General features: G+C 45.1%; 2 protein-coding genes. Both read right to left on the bottom strand.

Annotated elements, in window-relative coordinates; translation table 11 throughout:
* Nucleotides 1-84 precede the first annotated feature (84 nt).
* The gene (locus tag JF50_RS03335; protein WP_039608100.1) at nucleotides 85-4,161 is read right to left on the bottom strand and encodes an OmpA family protein; all 4,077 of its coding nucleotides are present in this window, start codon (nucleotides 4,159-4,161) and stop codon (nucleotides 85-87) included.
* Complete coding sequence (locus JF50_RS03330; RefSeq protein ID WP_152614450.1) at nucleotides 4,154-25,369, bottom strand: SdrD B-like domain-containing protein; 21,216 nt, start codon at nucleotides 25,367-25,369, stop codon at nucleotides 4,154-4,156. Before JF50_RS03330 ends, JF50_RS03335 begins: the two co-directional genes overlap by 8 nt.
* Nucleotides 25,370-25,452 lie beyond the last annotated feature (83 nt).

The raw sequence follows: 25,452 nt of genomic DNA, 5'->3' as shown, positions 1-25,452 counted from the left end.
CAACCATAATTTAATGTTCTAAGAAGAGTTCCAACAAGCCAATTTCATGTCAAGTTGGAACTCAGGGAGAGTAAGGCTCACTATTTAAAATTTACCCACCAGGTTGATAAACCAACCTTTTGAATCATAATCTAAGTCCGTTAAATCATCTGAAAAGTCAGTAAAGTTATAACCGACCCCGACTTTCATGTGCTCTCCAACATGGCGATGCAGCGCAAATAGTGCGCCCGAACGGCGGTCTTCTGCTAAATCAACACTCAAAGCGCGCCACTCAAGTGTGGCATCCCATTGATGCATCAAATGATAGTCAGCACGCAATACAGCTAATGTGGCTGCTGAATCAATCCACTGACCCGTGTCACGCCCCATTCTCAGCTCACCTTGTCTTTGTGCCAGTTTGGTGCCGATGCGCCAGCGTGGTGTCAGTTGATAATTAATATCTATTGCCCACACGCGACTTCGTTGCTGTGGCGTGTTATCCAGACCAATACCACTCAATTGTGATGCTGGCGCTAAATCTTCAAGATACGTAAAGCTTGCCATACCAGACCAAGGGCTCGCTTCAATCGGTCGATATGCCACTCCAAATTGTGCTTCAGTGAAGTCACTGTTGAGCGCACCCGCAGGCTCGCTGTCAGATAAAGAGCTGTCACTTTGCGCCCAATCTAAACGCAGCTGTGCTCGCCAATCTTCGTTGAATTTGGCGTGAATATTTTGCCTTGCCAACCAAGATGTTCTGGTTTCCGTACTATTACTATCTTCTCGGTACTCCAGCGCGCTGCGCCATTGCCATATATCCGTTTGATAGCCAAGCGACAAGGTGGTGACATCACGGTCAATCAAATCAGTGTCACTTTCAAGCTCGCCTTGCTCAAAACCAAGACCGACTTGCCAGCCAACTAAAAAGTCATGTTCAATGCCATAGGCATGCGTTAAACCCGTTTGCCGATTATCTTGCTGCCAGATCTGCTCTGCGTACACGCTGGTTGAGGAGTTAAATCGATGTCTTGAGCCCGTTACCCAATTTTTTTGCTGACCAGTTGAGAATAGCGTTCCCCCATCTGGGTCAACCCTGTACTCAACGTATGCATTGCTACCTTCTTTGTATTGCCAATCGACACCCAATTTGCCCGCTTCTCCAAGATTGCCGTGAGATATCTCAGAATTGACAGTCAGTGTGTCAGTCAGTGTAGCCTCCGCACCAATGCCAACGCGGTTGTTTGCTAGTCGGTTTTGCTCTCTCGTAAGCGTGCCTTGCAGATAAACATAAGGCTGCCACTTATCACTGCCGTCGTAATCAAGCTGTACGATCGCATCAATGCGCTCGCCATCATCAAGTTGGCGCATTTGAGCCTGCTCTTTTTGCTCTGTCAGATTTTCTTTATTGTCTTGACGCACAGCGCTGCTAAATTGCCAATCGTCATTTAGTTGATAAACATACCCTAATTCAGCAGCCTGCCTGCGTTGTTGCTGCTCTGCTTTTTGTTCATCCACTTTGAGCCGAATGGCATGATCGTCTTCAATTTGCCACTGCCAAAATGTACCAACTGCGTGGCTATCAACTTGGCTGATTTGTCCTGTAGAGTTAAACCCAGATTCAAGTTGTTGCCAATAAAATTGCCCATGCCCTTGTTCATCCAGACCAAGATCTGAAAACTCAAATGCAGCTTCAACTCTATGCCCTTTGGCTGCTTGACCCATTTCACCCGATTGTTGTTGCTCAAAGTCAATGCCACCAGTAAACGAGTTCAATGTATTGCCAATACCTTCTGTTTGCGCGACCTCAACCTTGATGTATGCAGAATCACTTTTACGGTATGTGGCATCTAACGCAATCAATTGGTCATCAAATAGATCTTGCTCTTGATGGTTCAGTGTAGTGCCCACTTGAATAGTGTCGCTCAGCCAATGACTCAAACGTGCACCATACGTCAAATTGTCTAACCCATTTATCCCCGGTGTGTACTCATATTGCGCCACTAAATAAACCGGATTACTATCAAGACTCGCGGTACGCACTAATAAGTCATCTTGCTGGAACGAAGACAGCGGTCTATTGAGTAATATTCGCCCTTGCAGTGCGTCTATGTCATAGTCTTGACCAGCAACCAGGCCACGTCTGACTATCACTAAACCCGTAATTTTATCACGTACCTCAACAGCTACCTGTTCAGAACCCTGCACTATATCTTGATTTTGAAGATAATAAAGAGAGCCGCCTGTGGAGCGGTGGGACTCATACGCGCCTAGCGTTTCCGCTTCTGCAGCATAGAAATGAACTTGGGATTGATTATCACCAGCAGCAGTCAGCTCATCTGTGATGTACTGTAATTGCAAACCATACAAACCGCGCTCAACACGCGCCAGCTCAGTCTCATTAAACGACGTATTAAAATTACCCCATAACACATGAGATTTTGACTTCTCGACTTTTAGATACATCTTGCCGTTGGTTGGTGCATCATCAATGACGGTCGAGTCATCGCCATATTCCGTTGGATGCTGCTCCTCTTCAAGGCGCCTGAATAAGCTTTTTGGATCTTTTTCATGTAAGCCCGAGAGCAACTTATTCAACCCCTGCTCCTGCGTGTCTATTCGCGCAGTCACCTTGTATTCGTCTTGCCATTTACCGGTGATATAGCCACTTAATCGGCCTTCGGCAAACACATTACCATCTTTATTGTGATCAGCACTCAGTAGTTCAACCGGACCGTTATGACTATTTTGGCCTATGGTTAAATCGGCCATTGCCACATAAAACCAATCGCTCTTTGGCAATGCTAAATCCCGATGGATTAAGCGCCCTTCACCTTGCTCATTTAAAACGGCGACTTCCGCGCGATGAAAACCACTATGGACAATTTCTTGATGTACAAATTTACGCTCACGATTTACAGCCACCACACGGCCTAAGAAATACACACGATGATTGCTCGGCACTTGCTCACCATACAAGGTCAGTGCACCGCCTGATATTTTGATATTTTGCTTAGCCAGCGTTGACTTGCCGTAACCTGTCATTAAATATCCATCAAGCTTACTATTATCCACCGCATAGCGAGGTTTGAAATCAGCTTGAGCAAGGCTTGTTTCATCAAAGCGGCCTTGCTTATTGTACACTCTTAATCGGTATTTCAAGCTCATACCCAACATATTGCCCGGTAATCGCCAGCGGCCAGTTAATCCTGTATCTAACGCCACCTTCGCCAATACTTTGTCACTGTGTGGCGCGAGGATCTGCACTTCAGCATAATCAAAAAAGCTCTGATAATTACTGTAACCTTTTAAATGCAGCATCAAGGTATTACCAGATTTAGTCAGTGCATGCTGCACGTTCAATTTGGGCAATACATTCAAAGGGTCATATTTTAATTGCAGTTCAAAACGTTCTAAATTGATATCAGCACAGCGTTGACTATCGGCATTATTGGCTGCATCTTCATCCATAAATGCTTGACCATCTATGGTGATATTCAGCGGCCCTTGATGCGATGTACTGTCGCCGCATAATTTATGACGCTGCGGCGGTGCTATCACTTGTGTATCTTTGACCGTGCGCGTTTCTGTGTAAACCGCAATGACTTCAACTCGGCGGTTTCTCGCCATACCAGCCAGTGTGGCATTACTTGCTACCGGCTCGCGATTAGATCGACCTTCGGTGGTTGTCGCAGAGGGTGCAAGATTAAGCTGCTGGCGGAAGTAATCCGCCACGATGTTAGCTCTATGCTCAGACAAGCCCTGATTGGTTTTATAAATCTTACGCGCATTGGCACTCAGACCTTGTGAATCTGCGTGGCCGATAAAGTGCAATTTAATGTCTTGCTTGCCCTGTAAAAAACCAATGATGCGGTCCATTTCAAGTTTGGTGGTGCCTGTTAAATAGTGTTTACCAGAAACAAAACGGATCGCAGAGTCTTTCACGAATTGAGCTGACTTATCTTCTTTAACTGTTCGCTCTATTTCGACGGTTATTGCCTTAGGCTCATCCAATCCACTAAATACAAAATGCTTTTGCACTATCACCCGCTCAGTATTACCAGCCGCAGCCGTTACTTTGCTGTCATTAACAGCGTCGACAAAGGCATAGCTCATTGAGGGCGCAGAGGCATATGCCGCTGCACACAATAACGTAATTTTGCTTAGCAAGAATCGATTAGTCATCGCTTCCTCCTAACTGATGGTGGGCTGGTAAAGCTGGTATAAAAAATGGGATCATTTCCGTTTCAATAGTGATTGGAAGCTCGCGCTCTGCCACTTGTGTTTGTAGCCAATCAAGTAGCAATTGAGATTTACGCTCCGCTTCTGTGGTTTGTTCTAATTCAGATTGTTGATATGCAATACGAATCACTGTCGGTGTGTTATTTAATGCATCCATTAGCTGCGTTAAACGAGACAGATACTCAGACATGATTGATTCACCGTTAAATATTTCAGCGGTGATTTCAATGCGCGCTACTTTATGGATACTGGCAGCAAAGTCAAGTTGTTGTGATTTACCGCGTGTTAAGCGCACCACTCGTGGATTTTCACTCACCACACGATAGCCTGAAGGTAAGCTGCGCTCGTCCAGTTTCACGATAAAGTTACCACCGCGAACGGCATGTGGAATATCTGCACATGCCAGATGGTAGCGACCATGTTGATCTGTTGTGATCCACAGACCCTGTGCTGTAGCAAGACGAATGGCTGGCAATCCAGGTTCACCTGTATCTTGCATGCCATTACGGTTGTGATCATCAAACACTTTACCCATCAAATCACTACAGTCGAAAATAGGATCTGGCACAACTTTCACTGCAGCTTCGCCAATATTTGAGATACGGTTACCCACACCGTTTTGGTATAAGCCCCCGACAAACTCTACCCAGGCTTGGTTAATGTATTTACCTTCACTGACACCGGCACCAACAACGACGATCAACTCGATCATCATCGACTGCTCTGGTTGTAAGGCGTTCACATCCCAACGTAATTGTCTACCTTGTTGCTGTGGTTCAATCGCTTGACCGTCCACTTTAGCGCTACCTGCAACATATTTCAGGCCCGCAGGCAGTTGATCAATAAAGGCAAGAGGACTAAGTACCGTATCTGACTGGTTAGTCACCTTAATGCGATAAGGCACTAGCTCACCTATCACCACATCTTGCTTGAGTGCTTGCTTACTCACATGAACAAGATCATCTCCAAAGGCATCTAACGGGATGTGGTTATTTACAACGTTGCCTGATGGTAATTTAGGCTCAATGTAAAAACTCTGATAGTACTGTGTCGTATGCATATCTTGCAGTACTTGATCTGAGTGGCTCGCACACTGGGTTGCGATATGCTCAGGTGCATCAAGCGTTGGCACAGTCTCTTCAGCAAAAATGGTAATTGGTAACTCACGTGCACCCACTCTGAGTGTATTCGCACATACCGGTAGTCGCTTAGAGCCGCCACTTTGATACCCATTTGGCTCAGTGACATGAAGCTCATATATCCCAGCTGGCGCTTGTGCAAATAGTAAGAATTGATAGTAGCCATCATCGCTGGTGGTTTGCTCGACATTCGCTGAACCACCCACTAAGTGCAGATCAGGCTCAAAACCATTTGGACCTGTGATCTTAATTTTTGCACCTTTTATAGGCTGTCTCAGTTCTGAATCGTAGATCACGCCCGATGGGTCTACAGGCAGAGATTGGTTCTCCACTTGCTCACCTGCACTGACGCGTAAATTTAAGATTGTGCCTTTTTCAGTGCTTGCCTCAGGATCGTCTGATACAGGTAGACCGTAGATCACGCCACCTTGAGGGTGTCTAAATCGCACTTCATAAGTACCAACAGGTAAGCCATAGAAAGTATATTGACCGTTAGCATCTGATTCAATCGCTGCCAATGGCTCCGCATCTAATGGATTGCCCTCTCCTGTCATTGGATCCGGTAACAACTCGACGATCCAGCCACTTTGTCCATTACTGTCGTCTTTTTCACGGTTGTGGTTTTTATCTAACCAGACCAAGCCGGAAATACTGGCCGGATCCATCAATTGTTCACCGAAGTTGTATGAATGTGCTTTTGTGACATGGCGTTCAATTAAGATCCCAGAGATCTGATCATCGCCAAGCACACCACCAATGTTACCTACGCTGTCTAACCCATCTTGGGTATTTTCAGGCTGATATTCAGTGACCGTAAATCCATCTGCGCCGCTAAGTGGCAAATCTTCAAACTCATACCGTCCATAAGCATCAGTTAAGATATCACGGTTAACAGGCTGCCCATCAAGATCAGCACCCGTGATGGTCAATCTAACGTTACTCAAACCCATCTCATAGGTGTCTTGAACACCATCATCATTTAGGTCGACATATACACGACCCGCAAGATCACTTCCGCGCTCTGCAAAGTTATATCCTGTTGCATGTTGATCTAGTGCAATTGAAATCCCCGAGAACTGATCTTCACCAACTTCACCGCCCGCATTACCCAGTTGCTCTTTACCATCTAACCAAGCACTTGGCTGTTGTTGATGGATTTGATACATGCCCGGATATAAATAATCAAAGATATATAAGCCCTGCTCATCAGACACCACTGTGCGCTCGACGGCAATACCATCTAATGTGGTGCCTGTTAAATTAACTTGAACGCCAGCAATTCTCAGGGTCTCACCTTCTTCCAGTAAACCGTTTTCATCTGCATCGACCCAAACTTCACCAGAGATAGAAGCCGTTGGTAATTCAGCAAAATCATAATTTGAATACTGTTTAATCTCTAAAACGGTACCAACAAAAATGCTATCTGACCCTTTGGTATTCGCAATCACTTCACCATTAGCTGACTCTTTACCATCTAAATAAGCGGATGGTTGAGCTACCTGTGTTAAGGTATAACCTTGCTCATTACTTGGTGGTAATTCAGTAAACGTATAAATACCAAGCTCATTAGTCAGCGTAGTCAACGCTACGTCATGGCCTTGATAATCAATACCTGTTAAGTGAATTTCACTCCCTGCGATCACGATGTCAGATGCATCTAGTTCAATTGTTTGTGGGAATAAACCCGAGTCCGTTTTGTCTACAAACACTCGGCCACTGATTGCAATACCAAAGCCCTCTGTGAAGTTCAAATTGACCAACTCCGCACCTTGTGCGAGCACCAACTTATTCAGTACATCTAATTGCTCAGAGCCCTCTACTTGAACACCATTTTGGTAATCAAAGCTATCTGCATAATTTGCAGGCTGTACTTGCGTTAGCTGGTAGCCTTGTACACTACTTTGCGGTAATTGCGTAAACTCAAACCGACCATCTTGATCAGTCAATGTTTTATAAGCGATTTCCTCACCCAAACGACTGCTACCGGTTAATTTAATTTCAACATGTGCAATGGCATCATCGCTTTGATCTAATAGACCATCAGTATTTCTATCAACAAAAACAGCACCGGCAATACGGCCCATATACAACTCAGCAAAGTGCAAGTTTTCAACCTGTTCACTCGTAGTTAAAACAACCGAAAACACATCATTAGTATTTGAGGACACGATCACGCCATCACGTGACTCAAGACCATCATTAAATTGGGTAGGCTGAACTTGCGTTATCTCATAGCCTGCATCATCACTTGCGACTAAATTAGTAAATGAAAACTCCCCTTTTTGATTTGTCAGTGTTTCGATAGATACAACATCACCCATCGCAGACTTACCTGACAACTTAATCGTTACACCAGCTAATCCAGCTTCTTGTAAATCAAACAAACCACTGTTGTTTGAATCAATAAAGACGCTCCCCGATACTTTTGCATCAGCGTAGAGTTGCTCAGTAAAGATAAGATCAGCAGCAACGCTTTCGCCTAATATCAATTTAATCTCACTGTTTGAACCAAATTGATCTGGGTTTGCACCTTGATAATCTTGGCCTTCAAGGTAGTCCGTTGTGCCTTGTGTGATGATGTAACCCGTAGCATTAGACTTGCGAAGGCCAGCAAAATGAAAGGCACCATTTGCATCGGTCGTGGTGGTTAAGTTCACCGCTTCACCGTAAAGATCCTGGCCCGTGAGTGTGATCTCAATGCTGGCTAATACAAAATCGTTGCCATTGTTTGTGCCATCTTGGTTGATGTCCACAAACACAAGGCCTGTAATTGATTTATCGCCCACATTTAATTGCTCAGTAAAGATCACTTCAGGTACTGTCGATTCTTCTTGAGTTAGCGCTAACCGCACTTCACTTTTTGATCCAAACTGATCTGATATGGCACCTAAATAATCCAATCCTTCTAGGTAGTCAGTTATACCCTGTACGATTGTGTAACCCGCTGCATTTGAAGCACGTAACCCTGTAAAGTTGAACGCACCATTTACGTCCGTCGTCGTGGTTAAGCTTACTGCTTCACCGTAAAGATCCTGGCCCGTTAATATGATCTCAATACCTGCCAGCGCAAAGTCATTGCCGTTGTTTGTGCCATCTTGGTTGATGTCCACAAACACACGGCCTGAGATAGATTTATCACCTGCATTAAGCTGCTCTGTGAAGATAAGCTCTGGTGCTGCATTGTCTGCGAGTACCAGTTTGATCTCACTGTTTGAACCAAATTGATCAGGGTTTACACCTTGGTAATCTTGACCTTCGAGGTAGTCCGTTGTGCCTTGTGCGATCGTATAACCCATCGCGTCAGACTTACGCAGACCAGCAAAGTTAAATGCACCGTTTGCATCCGTCGTCGTGCTTAAGCTTACCGCTTCACCGTAAAGATCCTGACCCGTTAATGTGATCTCAATACCTGCCAGTGCAAAGTCATTGCCGTTGTTTGTGCCATCTTGGTTGATGTCTACAAACACACGGCCTGAGATAGATTTATCGCCCGCATTTAACTGCTCTGTGAAGATAAGTTCTGATGCTGCATTGTCTGCGAGTACCAGTTTGATCTCACTGTTTGAACCAAATTGATCTGGGTTTGCACCTTGATAATCTTGGCCTTCAAGGTAGTCCGTTGTACCTTGTGTGATGATGTAACCCGTAGAATTAGACTTGCGAAGGCCAGCAAAATTAAAGGCACCATTTGCATCCGTCGTGGTGGTTAAGTTCAACGCTTCACCGTAAAGATCCTGACCCGTCAGTGTGATCTCAATACTTGCCAGCGCAAAGTCATTGCCGTTATGTGTACCGTCTTGGTTGATGTCCACAAACACACGGCCTGAGATAGATTTATCACCTGCATTAAGCTGCTCTGTGAAGATAAGCTCTGGTGCTGCATTGTCTGCGAGTACCAGTTTGATCTCACTGTTTGAACCAAATTGATCAGGGTTTACACCTTGGTAATCTTGACCTTCGAGGTAGTCCGTAGTGCCTTGTGCGATCGTATAACCCATCGCGTCAGACTTACGCAGACCAGCAAAGTTAAATGCACCGTTTGCATCCGTCGTCGTGCTTAAGCTTACCGCTTCACCGTAAAGATCCTGACCCGTTAATGTGATCTCAATACCTGCCAGTGCAAAGTCATTGCCGTTGTTTGTGCCATCTTGGTTGATGTCTACAAACACACGGCCTGAGATAGATTTATCGCCCGCATTTAACTGCTCTGTGAAGATAAGTTCTGGTGCTGCATTGTCTGCGAGTACCAGTTTGATCTCACTGTTTGAACCAAATTGATCAGGGTTTGCACCTTGGTAATCTTGACCTTCGAGGTAGTTCGTTACGCCTTGTGTGATGGTATACCCCATCGCGTCAGACTTACGCAGGCCTGCAAAGTTAAACGCACCATTTACGTCCGTCGTCGTGGTTAAGCTTACTGCTTCACCGTAAAGATCCTGGCCCGTTAATGTGATCTCAATACCTGCCAGCGCAAAGTCATTGCCGTTGTTTGTGCCATCTTGGTTGATGTCCACAAACACACGACCTGTTATAGATTTATCGCCCGCATTTAACTGCTCTGTGAAGATAAGTTCTGATGCTGCATTGTCTGTAAGCACCAGTTTGATCTCACTGTTTGAACCAAATTGATCAGGGTTTGCACCTTGGTAATCTTGACCTTCGAGGTAGTCCGTTGTGCCTTGTGCGATCGTGTAACCCGATGCATCAGACTTGCGAAGGCCTGCAAAGTTAAATGCACCGTTTGCATCCGTCGTCGTGCTTAAGCTTACCGCTTCACCGTAAAGATCCTGACCCGTTAATGTGATCTCAATACCTGCCAGCGCAAAGTCATTGCCGTTGTTTGTGCCGTCTTGGTTGATGTCCACAAACACACGGCCTGAGATAGATTTATCGCCCGCATTTAACTGCTCTGTGAAGATAAGTTCTGATGCTGCATTGTCTGTAAGCACCAGTTTGATCTCACTGTTTGAACCAAATTGATCAGGGTTTGCACCTTGGTAATCTTGACCTTCGAGGTAGTCCGTTGTGCCTTGTGCGATCGTATAACCCATCGCGTCAGACTTACGCAGACCAGCAAAGTTAAATGCACCGTTTGCATCCGTCGTCGTGCTTAAGCTTACCGCTTCACCGTAAAGATCCTGACCCGTTAATGTGATCTCAATACCTGCCAGTGCAAAGTCATTGCCGTTGTTTGTGCCATCTTGGTTGATGTCTACAAACACACGGCCTGAGATAGATTTATCGCCCGCATTTAACTGCTCTGTGAAGATAAGCTCTGGGGCTGCATTGTCTGCAAGTACCAGTTTGATCTCACTGTTTGAACCAAATTGATCTGGGTTTGCACCTTGATAATCTTGGCCTTCAAGGTAGTCCGTTGTACCTTGTGTGATGATGTAACCCGTAGAATTAGACTTGCGAAGGCCAGCAAAATTAAAGGCACCATTTGCATCGGTCGTGGTGGTTAAGTTCAACGCTTCACCGTAAAGATCCTGACCCGTCAGTGTGATCTCAATACTTGCCAGCGCAAAGTCATTGCCGTTATGTGTACCGTCTTGGTTGATGTCCACAAACACACGGCCTGAGATAGATTTATCACCTGCATTAAGCTGCTCTGTGAAGATAAGCTCTGGTGCTGCATTGTCTGCGAGTACCAGTTTGATCTCACTGTTTGAACCAAATTGATCAGGGTTTGTACCTTGGTAATCTTGACCTTCGAGGTAGTCCGTTGTGCCTTGTGCGATCGTGTAACCCGATGCATCAGACTTGCGAAGGCCTGCAAAGTTAAATGCACCGTTTACGTCCGTTGCGGTGGTTAAACTTACTGCTTCTCCGTAAAGATCCTGACCCGTCAGTGTGATCTCAATATCTGCCAGCGCAAAGTCATTGCCGTTATTTGTACCATCTTGATTGATGTCCACAAACACACGACCTGAGATAGATTTTTTACCGGCTTTTGGTTTTTCAGTAAAGCGGATCGCTGGTGTTGGATCTGTGCCAACAAGCACTTTTGCGACATTGCTGATCACACCTGCGTCACCGTCGATATAACGGTTACCCGTTTGATATGTAGCACTTACAGTCTGCGTAATCGTGTAACCATCTGCATTGGATTCGATCAGACCAGTAAAATTAAACGCACCGTTGGTATCAGTTTTCACACTCTGGTTGACTGCTTGACCAAACTTATCCGTGCCTGTGATAGTCACCGTGATGTCTTTTAGCAGTGCATCATTTTGATCAACGTTGCCATCTTGGTTGATATCCAAGAACACCTTACCTGCAACAGACTTATCACCGGATTTAGGCTTTTCTGTAAATTTAAGCTCTGGTGTTGCGTCTGTGCCGACTACCACTTTTGCGATATTGCTCACAACACCTGTGCCTGAACCAATGTAGCGGTTGCCCGTTTGATACGTTGTGCTCGGCGTTTGCGTGATGGTGTAGCCATCAGCATTGGATTCAATCAAGCCTGTGAAACTGAACGCACCGCTTGCATCGGTCGTTGTGGTGGTATTCACCGCCTGACCAAATTTATCTGTACCCGTGATCGTGACCGTGATGTCTTTTAGCAGCGCATCATTTTGATCAACCGCGCCATCTTGGTTGATATCCAAGAACACGGTACCAGCAACTGACTTATCACCTGCTTTTGGTTTTTCTGTAAATTTAAGCTCTGGTGTTGCGTCTGTGCCGACTACCACTTTTGCGATATTGCTCACCACGCCAGCATCTGAGCCGATATAACGATTACCCGTTTGATACGTTGTGCTCGGTGTTTGCGTGATGGTGTAACCATCAGCATTGGATTCAATCAGGCCAGTAAAGCTGAATTCACCGCTCGCATTTGTCACTACACTTTGATTTACCGCTTGACCAAATTTGTCCATGCCCGTGATAGTCACCGTGATGTCTTTTAGCAGCGAATCATTTTGATCAACGGTGCCATTTTGATTGATATCCAAGAACACCTGGCCTGAAACAGACTTATCGCCGGCTTTTGGCTTTTCTGTAAAGCGGATCGTAGGGGTTGGATCTGTGCTAACTACAACCGTCACGACATTGCTCACTACGCCTGAACCTGAGCCAATATAGCGATTACCCGTTTGATGCGTGCCACTCGCTGTTTGCGTAATGGTGTAACCATCAGCATTGGATTCAATCAAGCCTGTGAAGCTGAACGCACCACTCGCATTCGTCACGACACTTTGATTTACCGCCTGACCAAATTTGTCCGTGCCCTTGATTGTCACCGTGATGTCTTTTAATCGCACATCATTTTGATCAACGTTGCCATCTTGGTTAATATCCAAGAACACTTTACCTGCAACTAACTTATCACCGGCTTTTGGCTTTTCTGTAAAGCGGATCGCTGGGGTTTCGTCTGTGCCGACAACCACTTTTGCGGCATAGCTCACGACACCAGCACCCGAACCAATATAACGGTTACCTGTTTGATACATTGTGCTCGGTGTTTGCGTGATGGTGTAGCCATCTGCATTCGATTCGATGAGACCAGCAAAGTTGAATTCACCGCTCGCATTCGTTACTACACTTTGGTTAACTGACTGACCAAACTTATCTTTACCCGTAATTGTCACTGTGATGTCTTTCAGAAGCGCATCATTTTGACCAACTGTGCCATCTTGGTTCACATCTAAGAACACGGTACCAGAGATTGACTTATCACCAGCCTTTGGCTTTTCAGTAAAGCGGATAGCTGGCGCTGGATCTGTGCCAACAACCACTTTTGCGACATTGCTGATCACACCCGCACCTGAGCCAATGTAACGATTACCGGTTTGGTAAGTGCCACTTACAGTCTGCGTAATGGTGTAACCATCAGCATTGGATTCAATCAAGCCTGTGAAGCTGAACGCACCACTCGCATTCGTCACGACACTTTGATTTACCGCCTGACCAAATTTGTCCGTGCCCTTGATTGTCACCGTGATGTCTTTTAATCGCACATCATTTTGATCGACTACACCATCTTGGTTGATGTCCAAGAACACTTTACCTGCAACAGATTTATCACCCGCCTTTGGCTTTTCTGTGAAGGTGATTTCTGGTGTTGCACCTGCGCCAACAACCACTTTGGCAACATTGCTGATCACACCAACACCTGAGCCGATGTAACGGTTACCCGTTTGGTAAATGCCACTTACTGTTTGCGTGATGGTGTAGCCATCAGCATTCGATTCAATGAGACCCGCAAAGTTAAACGCACCATTAGTATCGGTCGTCGTTGTGATATTCACTGCCTGGCCGAACTTGTCAGTTCCTGTGATAGTCACTGTGATGCCTTTTAATCGCACATCATTTTGATCAACGTTGCCATCTTGGTTGATGTCCAAGAACACTTTACCTGCAACTAACTTATCACCGGCTTTTGGCTTTTCTGTAAAGCGGATCGCTGGGGTTGCGTCTGTGCCGACAACCACTTTGGCAACATTGCTGATCACACCAACACCTGAGCCGATGTAACGGTTACCCGTTTGGTAAATGCCACTTACTGTTTGCGTAATCGTGTAGCCATCTGCATTCGATTCGATGAGACCAATAAAGCTAAACGCACCATTTACGTCAGTTTTCACACTTTGGTTGACTGCTTGACCAAACTTATCCGTGCCCTTGATCGTCACCGTGATGTCTTTTAGCAGCGCATCATTTTGATCAACTTGGCCATCTTGATTCACGTCCAAGAACACTTTACCAATAACTGACTTATCACCGGCTTTTGGCTTTTCAGTAAAGCGGATCGCTGGTGTTGTACCTGTGCCAACAACCACTTTTGCGACATTGCTGATCACACCAACACCTGAGCCGATGTAACGGTTACCCGTTTGGTAAATGCCACTTACTGTTTGCGTAATCGTATAACCATCAGCATTGGATGCAATCAGACCTGTAAAGCTAAATGTACCGTTAGCATCGGTCGTCGTGGTGGTATTTACCGCCTGACCATACTTATCCGTGCCCGTAATGGTTACTGTGATACCTGCAAGTACTGAGTCATTCGCATCAACCACGCCATCCTGATCCACATCGAAGAACACCGTACCAGAGACAAATTTATCACCCGCTTTTGGCTTTTCTGTAAAGCGGATCGCTGGTGTTTGATCTGTGCCAACAACCACTTTAGCAACATTACTCACCACGCCAGCATCAGAACCAATGTAACGATTACCCGTTTGATAAGTGCCACTTACTGTTTGCGTAATCGTGTAACCATCTGCATTCGATTCGATGAGATCCGTAAAGCTAAACGCACCGTTGGTATCAGTTTTCACACTCTGGTTGACTGCTTGACCAAACTTATCCGTGCCTGTGATAGTCACCGTGATGTCTTTTAATCGCACATCATTTTGATCGACTACACCATCTTGGTTGATGTCCAAGAACACTTTACCTGCAACAGATTTATCACCCGCCTTTGGCTTTTCTGTGAAGGTGATTTCTGGTGTTGCACCTGCGCCAACAACCACTTTTGCGACATTGCTGATCACACCAACACCTGAGCCGATGTAACGGTTACCAGTTTGGTAAATGCCACTTACTGTTTGCGTGATGGTGTAACCATCAGCATTGGATTCAATCAAACCTGTGAAGCTGAATTCACCATTTGTATTGGTCGTTGTTGTGGTATTCACCGCCTGACCAAACTTATCCATTCCCGTAATGGTTACTGTGATACCTGTAAGTACTGAGTCATTCGCATCAACCACGCCATCCTGATCCACATCGAAGAACACGGTACCAGAGACTGACTTATCACCAGCCTTTGGCTTTTCAGTAAAGCGGATAGCTGGCGCTGGATCTGTGCCAACAACCACTTTTGCGACATTGCTGATCACACCCGCACCTGAGCCAATGTAACGATTACCGGTTTGGTAAGTGCCACTTACAGTCTGCGTAATGGTGTAACCATCAGCATTGGATTCAATCAAGCCTGTGAAGCTGAACGCACCACTCGCATTCGTCACGACACTTTGATTTACCGCCTGACCAAATTTGTCCGTGCCCTTGATTGTCACCGTGATGTCTTTTAATCGCACATCATTTTGATCAACGTTGCCATCTTGGTTGATATCCAAGAACACCTGGCCTGAAACAGACTTATCGCCGGCTTTTGGCTTTTCTGTAAAGCGGATCGCAGGGGTTGGATCTGTGCTAACTACAACCGTCACGACATTGCTCACTACGCCTGAACCTGAGCCAATATAGCGATTACCCGTTTGATGCGTGCCACTCGCTGTTTGCGTAATGGTGTAACCATCAGCATTGGATTCAATCAAGCCTGTGAAGCTGAACGCACCACTCGCATTCGTCACGACACTTTGATTTACCGCCTGACCAAATTTGTCCGTGCCCTTGATTGTCACCGTGATGTCTTTTAATCGCACATCATTTTGATCAACGTTGCCATCTTGGTTGATATCCAAGAACACTTTACCTGCAACTAACTTATCACCGGCTTTTGGCTTTTCTGTAAAGCGGATCGCTGGGGTTTCGTCTGTGCCGACAACCACTTTTGCGGCATAGCTCACGACACCAGCACCCGAACCAATATAACGGTTACCTGTTTGATACATTGTGCTCGGTGTTTGCGTGATGGTGTAGCCATCTGCATTCGATTCGATGAGACCAGCAAAGTTGAATTCACCGCTCGCATTCGTTACTACACTTTGGTTAACTGACTGACCAAACTTATCTTTACCCGTAATTGTCACTGTGATGTCTTTCAGAAGCGCATCATTTTGACCAACTGTGCCATCTTGGTTGATATCCAAGAACACGGTACCAGCTACCGACTTATCACCGGCTTTTGGTTTTTCTGTGAAGGTGATTTCTGGTGTTGCGTCTGTGCCGACAACCACTTTTGCGACATTGCTGATAACACCCGCATCTGAGCCGATGTAGCGATTACCGGTTTGATACGTGCCACTTACTGTCTGCGTGATGGTATAACCATCAGCATTCGATTCAATCAAGCCTGTGAAGCTGAACGCACCACTCGCATTCGTCACGACACTTTGATTTACCGCCTGACCAAATTTGTCCGTGCCCTTGATTGTCACCGTGATGTCTTTTAATCGCACATCATTTTGATCGACTACACCATCTTGGTTGATGTCCAAGAACACTTTACCTGCAACAGATTTATCACCCGCCTTTGGCTTTTCTGTGAAGGTGATTTCTGGTGTTGCACCTGCGCCAACAACCACTTTGGCAACATTGCTGATCACACCAACACCTGAGCCGATGTAACGGTTACCCGTTTGGTAAATGTCACTTACTGTTTGCGTGATGGTGTAGCCATCAGCATTCGATTCAATTAAACCTGTGAAGCTGAACGCACCATTCGCATCTGTCATCGTCGTGGTATTGACCGCCTGACCAAATTTATCCGTGCCCGTGATGGTGACTGTAATGTCTTTTAATCGAAGATCGTTTTGATCAACCGTGCCATCTTGGTTCACATCCAAGAACACGGTACCAATAACTGACTTATCGCCCGCTTTTGGTTTTTCAGTGAAGCGGATCACTGGTGTTAGATCTGTGCCAACAACCACTTTGGCAACATTGCTGATCACACCCGCATCTGAGCCGATGTAACGGTTACCCGTTTGATGCGTGCCACTCGCTGTTTGCGTAATCGTGTAACCATCAGCATTCGATTCAATTAAACCTGTGAAGCTGAACGCACCATTCGCATCTGTCATCGTTGTGGTATTCAACACCTGACCAAATTTATCTGTACCCGTGATAGTCACCGTGATGTCTTTTAATCGCACATCATTTTGACCAACTGTGCCATCTTGGTTCACATCTAAGAACACGGTACCAGAGATTGACTTATCACCAGCCTTTGGCTTTTCAGTAAAGCGGATAGCTGGCCTTGGATCTGTGCCAACAACGACTTTTGCGACATTGCTGATCACACCCGCATCTGAGCCGATGTAACGGTTACCCGTTTGATACGTCGTGCTCGGTGTCTGCGTGATGGTGTAGCCATCTGCATTCGATTCGATGAGACCAGTAAAGCTGAATTCACCGCTCGCATTCGTCACGACACTTTGGTTAACTGACTGACCAAATTTGTCCGTGCCCTTGATTGTCACCGTGATGTCTTTTAATCGCACATCATTTTGATCAACGTTGCCATCTTGGTTGATATCCAAGAACACTTTACCTGATACTAACTTATCGCCCGCTTTTGGCTTTTCAGTAAAGCGGAGCGCTGGGGTTGCGTCTGTGCCGACAACCACTTTGGCAACATTGCTGACTACGCCTGCGTCACTGCCAATGTAGCGATTACCGGTTTGATACGTGCCACTTACTGTCTGCGTAATGGTATAACCATCAGCATTCGATTCAATCAAGCCTGTGAAGCTGAATTCACCGCTCGCATTTGTCACGACACTTTGATTTACCGCTTGACCAAATTTATCCGTGCCCGTGATAGTCACGGTGATGTCTTTTAATCGAAGATCGTTTTGATCAACTGTGCCATCTTGGTTTACATCCAAAAACACGTTACCTGCAACTGACTTATCACCGGCTTTTGGCTTTTCAGTAAAGCGGATCGCTGGCGTTGGATCTGTGCCAACAACCACTTTGGCAACATTGCTAACTACGCCAGCGCCTGAGCCAATATAACGATTACCCGTTTGATAAGTGCCACTTACTGTTTGCGTAATCGTGTAACCATCTGCATTCGATTCGATGAGATCCGTAAAGCTAAACGCACCGTTGGTATCAGTTTTCACACTCTGGTTGACTGCTTGACCAAACTTATCCGTGCCTGTGATAGTCACCGTGATGTCTTTTAATCGAAGATCGTTTTGATCAACCGTGCCATCTTGGTTGATGTCCAAGAACACTTTACCTGCAACAGATTTATCACCCGCCTTTGGCTTTTCTGTGAAGGTGATTTCTGGTGTTGCGTCTGTGCCGACTACCACTTTTGCGACATTGCTGACTACCCCTGCGTCACTGCCAATGTAGCGATTACCGGTTTGATACGTGCCACTTACTGTCTGCGTGATGGTGTAGCCATCAGCATTGGATTCAATCAGGCCAATAAAGCTGAATTCACCGCTCGCACTTGTCACTACACTTTGATTTACCGCTTGACCAAATTTGTCCGTGCCCGTGATAGTCACTGTGATGTCTTTTAGCAGCGAATCATTTTGATCGACCGTGCCATCTTGATTGATATCCAAGAACACTTTACCAATAACTGACTTATCGCCCGCTTTTGGCTTTTCTGTGAAGGTGATTTCTGGTGTTGCATCTGTGCCGACAACAAGCGTAGCAACATTGCTGACTTCGCCAGCGCCTGAACCAATGTAGCGATTACCTGTTTGGTAAGTACCACTTACTGTTTGCGTAACGGTGTAGCCATCCGCATTTGATTCAATCAGACCTGTGAAGCTAAACGTACCGTTAGCATCAGTCGTCGTTGAAGTATTCACTACCTGACCGAACTTGTCAGTGCCTGTGATAGTCACTGTGATGTCTTTTAATCGAAGATCGTTTTGATCAACTGTGCCATCTTGGTTGATATCCAAGAACACGGTACCAGCTACCGACTTATCACCCGCTTTTGGTTTTTCAGTGAAGCGGATCACTGGTGTTTGATCTATGCCAACAACCACTTTAGCAACATTACTCACCACGCCAGCATCAGAACCAATGTAACGATTACCCGTTTGATAAGTGCCACTTACTGTTTGCGTAATCGTGTAACCATCTGCATTCGATTCGATGAGATCCGTAAAGCTAAACGCACCGTTGGTATCAGTTTTCACACTCTGGTTGACTGCTTGACCAAACTTATCCGTGCCTGTGATGGTGACTGTGATGTCTTTCAGAAGCGCATCATTTTGATCAACTGTGCCATCTTGATTGATATCCAAGAACACTTTACCAATAACTGACTTATCACCCGCTTTTGGTTTTTCTGTAAATTTAAGCTCTGGTGTTGCGTCTGTGCCGACTACCACTTTTGCGATATTGCTAACTTCACCAGCACCCGAGCCAATATAACGGTTACCCGTTTGGTAAGTGCCACTTACTGTCTGCGTAATGGTGTAACCATCTGCATTGGATTCAATCAGACCAGTAAAGTTGAATTCACCGCTCGCATTTGTCACGACACTTTGATTTACCGCCTGACCAAATTTGTCCGTGCCCTTGATTGTCACCGTGATGTCTTTTAATCGCACATCATTTTGATCAACGTTGCCATCTTGGTTGATATCCAAGAACACTTTACCTGCAACAGACTTATCACCCGCTTTTGGTTTTTCAGTAAAGCGGATCGCCGGGGTTGGATCTGTGCCAACAACAACTTTTGCGACATTGCTTATTACACCTGCTTCACTGCCAATATAGCGATTACCCGTTTGGTAAGTGTCACTTACTGTTTGCGTGATGGTATAACCATCAGCATTTGATTCAATTAAACCTGTGAAGCTGAACGCACCATTCGCATCTGTCATCGTCGTGGTATTGACCGCCTGACCAAATTTATCCGTGCCCGTGATGGTGACTGTAATGTCTTTTAATCGAAGATCGTTTTGATCAACCGTGCCATCTTGGTTCACATCCAAGAACACGGTACCAATAACTGACTTATCGCCCGCTTTTGGTTTTTCAGTGAAGCGGATCACTGGTGTTAGATCTGTGCCAACAACCACTTTGGCAACATTGCTGACTACGCCTGCGTCACTGCCAATGTAGCGATTACCGGTTTGATACGTGCCACTTACTGACTGCGTAATGGTATAACCATCAGCATTCGATTCAATCAAGCCTGTGAAGCTGAATTCACCATTTGTATTGGTCGTTGTTGTGATATTCACCGTCTGACCAAACTTATCCGTGCCTGTGATGGTGACTGTGATGTCTTTCAGAAGCGCATCATTTTGATCAACTGTGCCATCTTGATTGATATCCAAGAACACTTTACCAATAACTGACTTATCACCCGCTTTTGGTTTTTCTGTAAATTTAAGCTCTGGTGTTGCGTCTGTGCCGACTACCACTTTTGCGATATTGCTAACTTCACCAGCACCCGAGCCAATATAACGGTTACCCGTTTGGTAAGTGCTACTTACTGTCTGCGTAATGGTGTAACCATCTGCATTGGATTCAATCAAGCCTGTGAAGCTGAACGCACCGCTCGCATTCGTTACTACACTTTGATTTACCGTTTGTCCATATTTATCCGTGCCCGTGATAGTCACTGTGATGTCTTTCAAAAGCTGATCATTGGCATCAACAACACCATCTTGGTTTACGTCCATGAACACAGTACCCACAACTGATTTATCACCAATCAGAAGCTCTGCGAATGAGTGTCCTTGTGATGCCGACCCAGATGTAAGTACGATATTGGTAATTTCATCGGTGCCTTGGCTATTGGCCAGTACACTCCCAGATCTCGCCTCTTTACCATCTCGGTAACTATTCAAGGCCGATTGAGCCGGCTGGGTCAATTTATAAGTGCCAGGTACTAGGTCATAAAATACAAATTGACCATTGGCATCGGTTGAAACGCGTTGTTGAGCAATCGCTTGTCCACCAGCAGTTACACCATCCAGTAGCACCTCAATACCAGACATACCAGCATCAACACTGCTGTCAAAAAGACCATTATTTACTTTATCAACAAACACATAGCCAGATATTAAGCCTTGGATCACTTCCGTGGAAGACGTGGCTTTATTGTTTAACTTGTTTGTATCAAAGCCCTGTGTTTCTACCCAAGCTTCATTCACCACAATATTATTGCTCGGTAGCGCATTAAGCGTAACCGGGATACTGATCTGCACTGTTTCATTCATTTCAATCAGCGGAATATTACAGCGAATAAAATCAGTTAATGCCCCTGTACTAGGGGAATTTGCTCGAGAATTAGTACAGCTACCTGATGATGTCACCGCACTGCCTGCGACGCTTAGATAGCTTGGAAGATAATCGTAAAGTACGTTGTCAGCGCTGTCACCTGGACCGGCATTAGTGAGCGTAAATTGATAATTAAACTGGCTACCTAATGCCACTTTATTCAAAGAAGCTGTTTTAGTCAGCGCCAAGTCTACAGCGATACGAATAGATGTTTTTTCACTCTCATCGTTGTTTGCCGTAATAAGATCTTTTTCATTTGAAAAAATAGACGCACTGGTTGTCGCAACTTCACCAGTCGTTGATGGGCGCGACAAAATCTTAAAGAACATATAGCGAGTATAAATTGCTGACTGACCGCCAGTATTCTCAAGCAATTCATTTTCTGCCAAAGAAGAGCTACTATTTTCTGGCCCTAAACAGTTAAAAGTGGTTTGAGTATTAAAAGTCAGGTTTTGATTATCACAACGCGCAGTCACTGCACTACAGGTTGCGTTAGAGCTACTGTCACATAAAAATTGAAGTTGTTTCGAACTATTGGCTGGAGAAATGGTAAAGTTGTAACCAACACCGCTTGCCACAGAGGTTTCACCATTATTATCCGTTAAATACTCTAGGTCGACTTTATAAACCACCACATTATCGAGCGTTGCTGGAAATGAGCCTGGTGTTGGATACCAAGCTAATGGGTCACTGATGTCATTGTTTTCAATTTTCAGGTTAGCTTCACGAATTTGTACAGTTAAAGCCTTATTGAAGCTATTATTCGCGGTGTCACTATCTAATGACATATTTGAAGCGGATATTTGGCTTGTGCTCTCTAATACCCAATCTTGACGATCAGAAGCACTTTTTGGGCGGATTTGGATAGTAACACTTTGCACTTCATTGCTTTCTAGCGACCCAATACTACAACGTAAAGTCTTCGTTGCTTCTGTGTATACACAAATATTACTTTGCCCAGCCCGAGAAAAGCTATTGCTTACATATTGATATTCTTTGCCCGTTGGTACATTAAAAGTATGTTCTAGCACCACATTGGTTGCTGCAACTGCACCAATATTAGCAATATGAATCGTCTGTAAGGCGATATCACCACTTAACACCGTTGGCTTCGCATACACAACATTCGTCACTGCCAAATCAAATAATGACTGTGCAGTTGTCGTCGCACTAGCCGAGTTATTTGTTGTATTCGGATCGATATGTGTATTGGATGACACTTCTACGGAGTTGACAACTTGGCCATTGGTCGTGACAAAAGGCCTAGCAACCGTCAAGGGAATAGTCACGCTATCATTAAGGGCAAATGTTTGACCGGTTTCCAAGCGGCAAGTAATGGTAGTTTGTGTGTTTTCGTATTCTCCGGTATCAGCTCTAACACACGAAAAACGTGCACCAAGCGTACTATTTACAGATGATGGGAAGGTGATCCCTGTCTCTTTATTACCTTCGCGTGATTTAAATGTCGCATTGAAAGTATCAACAATAGTGAGTGAGTCAGCATCCACTCCCACAATGTTGGAACCGGACAAGTTTCTGGCTGTGATCTGATAATTTATTTCATTTTGAGAGGTCGTAATACTGCTCGTATTCGCCACTTTTTGAATACTTAAATCAGCACTCAAGGCACTTTTAATTGTCGCAGATGCGGATGCTTCACCTGGCGCACCACCGGCGTCGGTGACCGTCGCGGTGTTTTGTAAATCCCCCACTGACGTCGCTCGGGTGGTAATAGTCAAAGTCGGCGCAGTCCCAGACAAAGCAATACGGCTTGTATCTGCATTTTGATACAGACAAGTCACCTTACCACCACTGCCATCTGCTAATTGCTCTGAAGCACTACAAGACCAGTTGGAACCATAACTGCCATTGGCAATAAATGTTTCTCCACTTGGCAGTGCATCAACCACAGTCACCTTACCAAGCGTAGCCCCATTGCCTGTATTTGAAACCACAATGCGATTGATGATCTCACCAGCTTGCTCAACTAAACTGGTGCTGGCTGTCGTTGATGCTGATTTTACTTTTGTAATACCAAGCTGCACAGGACTACGGGGATGCAGTCCCCAACCTTCAAAATTAGCAGTGTAGTCGACGCCACCCACTGTCATAGTCGCTGTGTTTTTAGGCCTATATTGACTCTCTGTACCCGTATATATCGGCGAACGTGCTTTTATCAGTATCTCAACGGTTTCATTTGCACCAATTTCAGAGCCAGTACAAGTGACCTTTAAATTAGTGATAACACACCAATCAGCCACTGTTTGCCAAGATCCATTGCTGTATTTACGCGTTGCAGTAGAAAGAGGGGTGTAACCTGATGTATTGGCAAAGTCATCTTCGACTTTAATACCGCTTGCAGCTCCACCGCCTGAGTTGACTATCTTGATAGAGTAATAAAACTCTTTATTCATATAGTTAATGTTAGAACCCCAGTTCAAATCTGAGGATTTAGTGATACTGAGATCTGGCGCTCTATCCAAAATTGTAAAGCTGGCATTATCACTGCTCGACTCTCGCCCACCATGCGTAACAGCTGCCCAATTGACAGCACTTTGACTCACGGCTTTTGCTTTTGTTTTAATCGTCATTTGCCAAATTTGTGATTTAGCGAAGCTGCTTGTAATAGGCGTACAATCAAGCCTCTGTGCATCGCCTGAGTTCAAAGCACAAGTAAAATGACTCGAACTGTAACTCACGTAGCTGAGCGAGTCCGGCAACGTATCTATCAAAGACTCAATGGTCGTCGCCTCTGATGTATTAGTCACTGTAATTTGGAAATCTATCTCATCGTTAACGTAATAAGTGGTGCCATTTAGCAGCGCTTTATTCACTGAGACGAATGAAGTCTGAGCAATACTCGTTTTTATACTCGCACTGGCTTTATCATTTGCCGTATTTAAATCTAACAGATCAGAGCTCACTTGCGCTGCGGTCGAAAATGTCGCCTCAGATGCGGGGGCATTGGCATAGATTCTGACTACAGCGCTGTCATTTTTCACCATAGCACTTGTCGATTGACAAGTAACCACGAGCGAAGTGACATTACATGACCAACCGGAAGGAGCTTGGGCTGTGATATTACTCATACCACTTGCCAATGTCGTGCTCAAATACGCCGTGGTTACTGAGCTTGGGCCTAAGTGAGTAACTGTCACATCGTAGTAGTGACGTTCATTAACTTGTAAATTTAAAGGCCCATACCACGAAGGTGTGCCATCGGCTTTATATTGCTTTATCGCAACACCTAAATCTGCATTTGGGTTAATGGGCGTATTCACAGATGCTTGATCATTTGAGGCATCTATTTCCGCAGTATCACTACTGATACTCGTACTTGCTGTAACAGTGCCACTGCTGACCTGACTAACACGAGCTTGAATATTTAATGTCGATGATGCTCCTGAAGCAAATGTAGCGATTGTACAGGTGAGTGTTTGACTGCCCGAGCAGCGCCAACCGTCAAAATCTACAGTGCTGGCATTCTCCCACGATGTAAAGCTTGGTAAGTTGAGCTTTACGACTGCATTAGCCGCTGCATCAGGTCCATTATTCTTCACACCGATTTGATAGGTAAAAAGCGTGTCTAAATTAACTGACACAGGGTTTGCTAGCAGTGAAGTAACGGCTAAATCGACACCCGCAACAATAGACGTATTCTGGGTTTCAGTGTTGTTGAGTAACTTATTACTTGATTCATTGTCCGCGCTAATACGTACACTCGGCTCTATGGTATCGCCTGTCTGAGCGGATGTTTTAATGGTTACTTGCAATGAATCACTCACTCGCCCAGATAGTTGGCCAATTGGGCAAGTTAACTTACTTTTTGTAATGCCACCCTCTAGGTAGCTAGACTCAGTACATGCCTTAGAGCTTGATACGAAACTGGTCGTTTGTGGTAAAAAGAATTCGACAGATACGTTATTGGCGGTATCTTCTTCAGAATTAGTAAACTCAAGGTTATAACGCACCTCACCACCTCTGGGTACAGTGGTATCTAAATCCTCGAAAGTAGAGATTTGTAGATCAACTGCAAATGTGAAGTTTGCAAAAAACAGAAAAAACCATGAGAAAAACGAAAATAAAAACTTCTTCAATTTCAATAACCCGAACAATATGCCAACACTCTGTCCGCCTTCACTGTGACACTAATGAAAACGGATGAGAATTTTATTGAATA

The organism is Pseudoalteromonas luteoviolacea (assembly GCF_000814765.1).
GTDB classification, from domain to species: Bacteria; Pseudomonadota; Gammaproteobacteria; order Enterobacterales; family Alteromonadaceae; genus Pseudoalteromonas; species Pseudoalteromonas luteoviolacea_H.
The sequence above is the reverse complement of the archived record's forward strand: the minus strand, read 5'-3'. Positions and strand labels throughout refer to the sequence as shown.

Bases quoted from the DNA above. Each gene is read 5' to 3' on its own strand.
- JF50_RS03335 (WP_039608100.1), bottom strand. From the start codon at position 4,161: ATGACTAATCGATTCTTGCTAAGCAAAATTACGTTATTGTGTGCAGCG.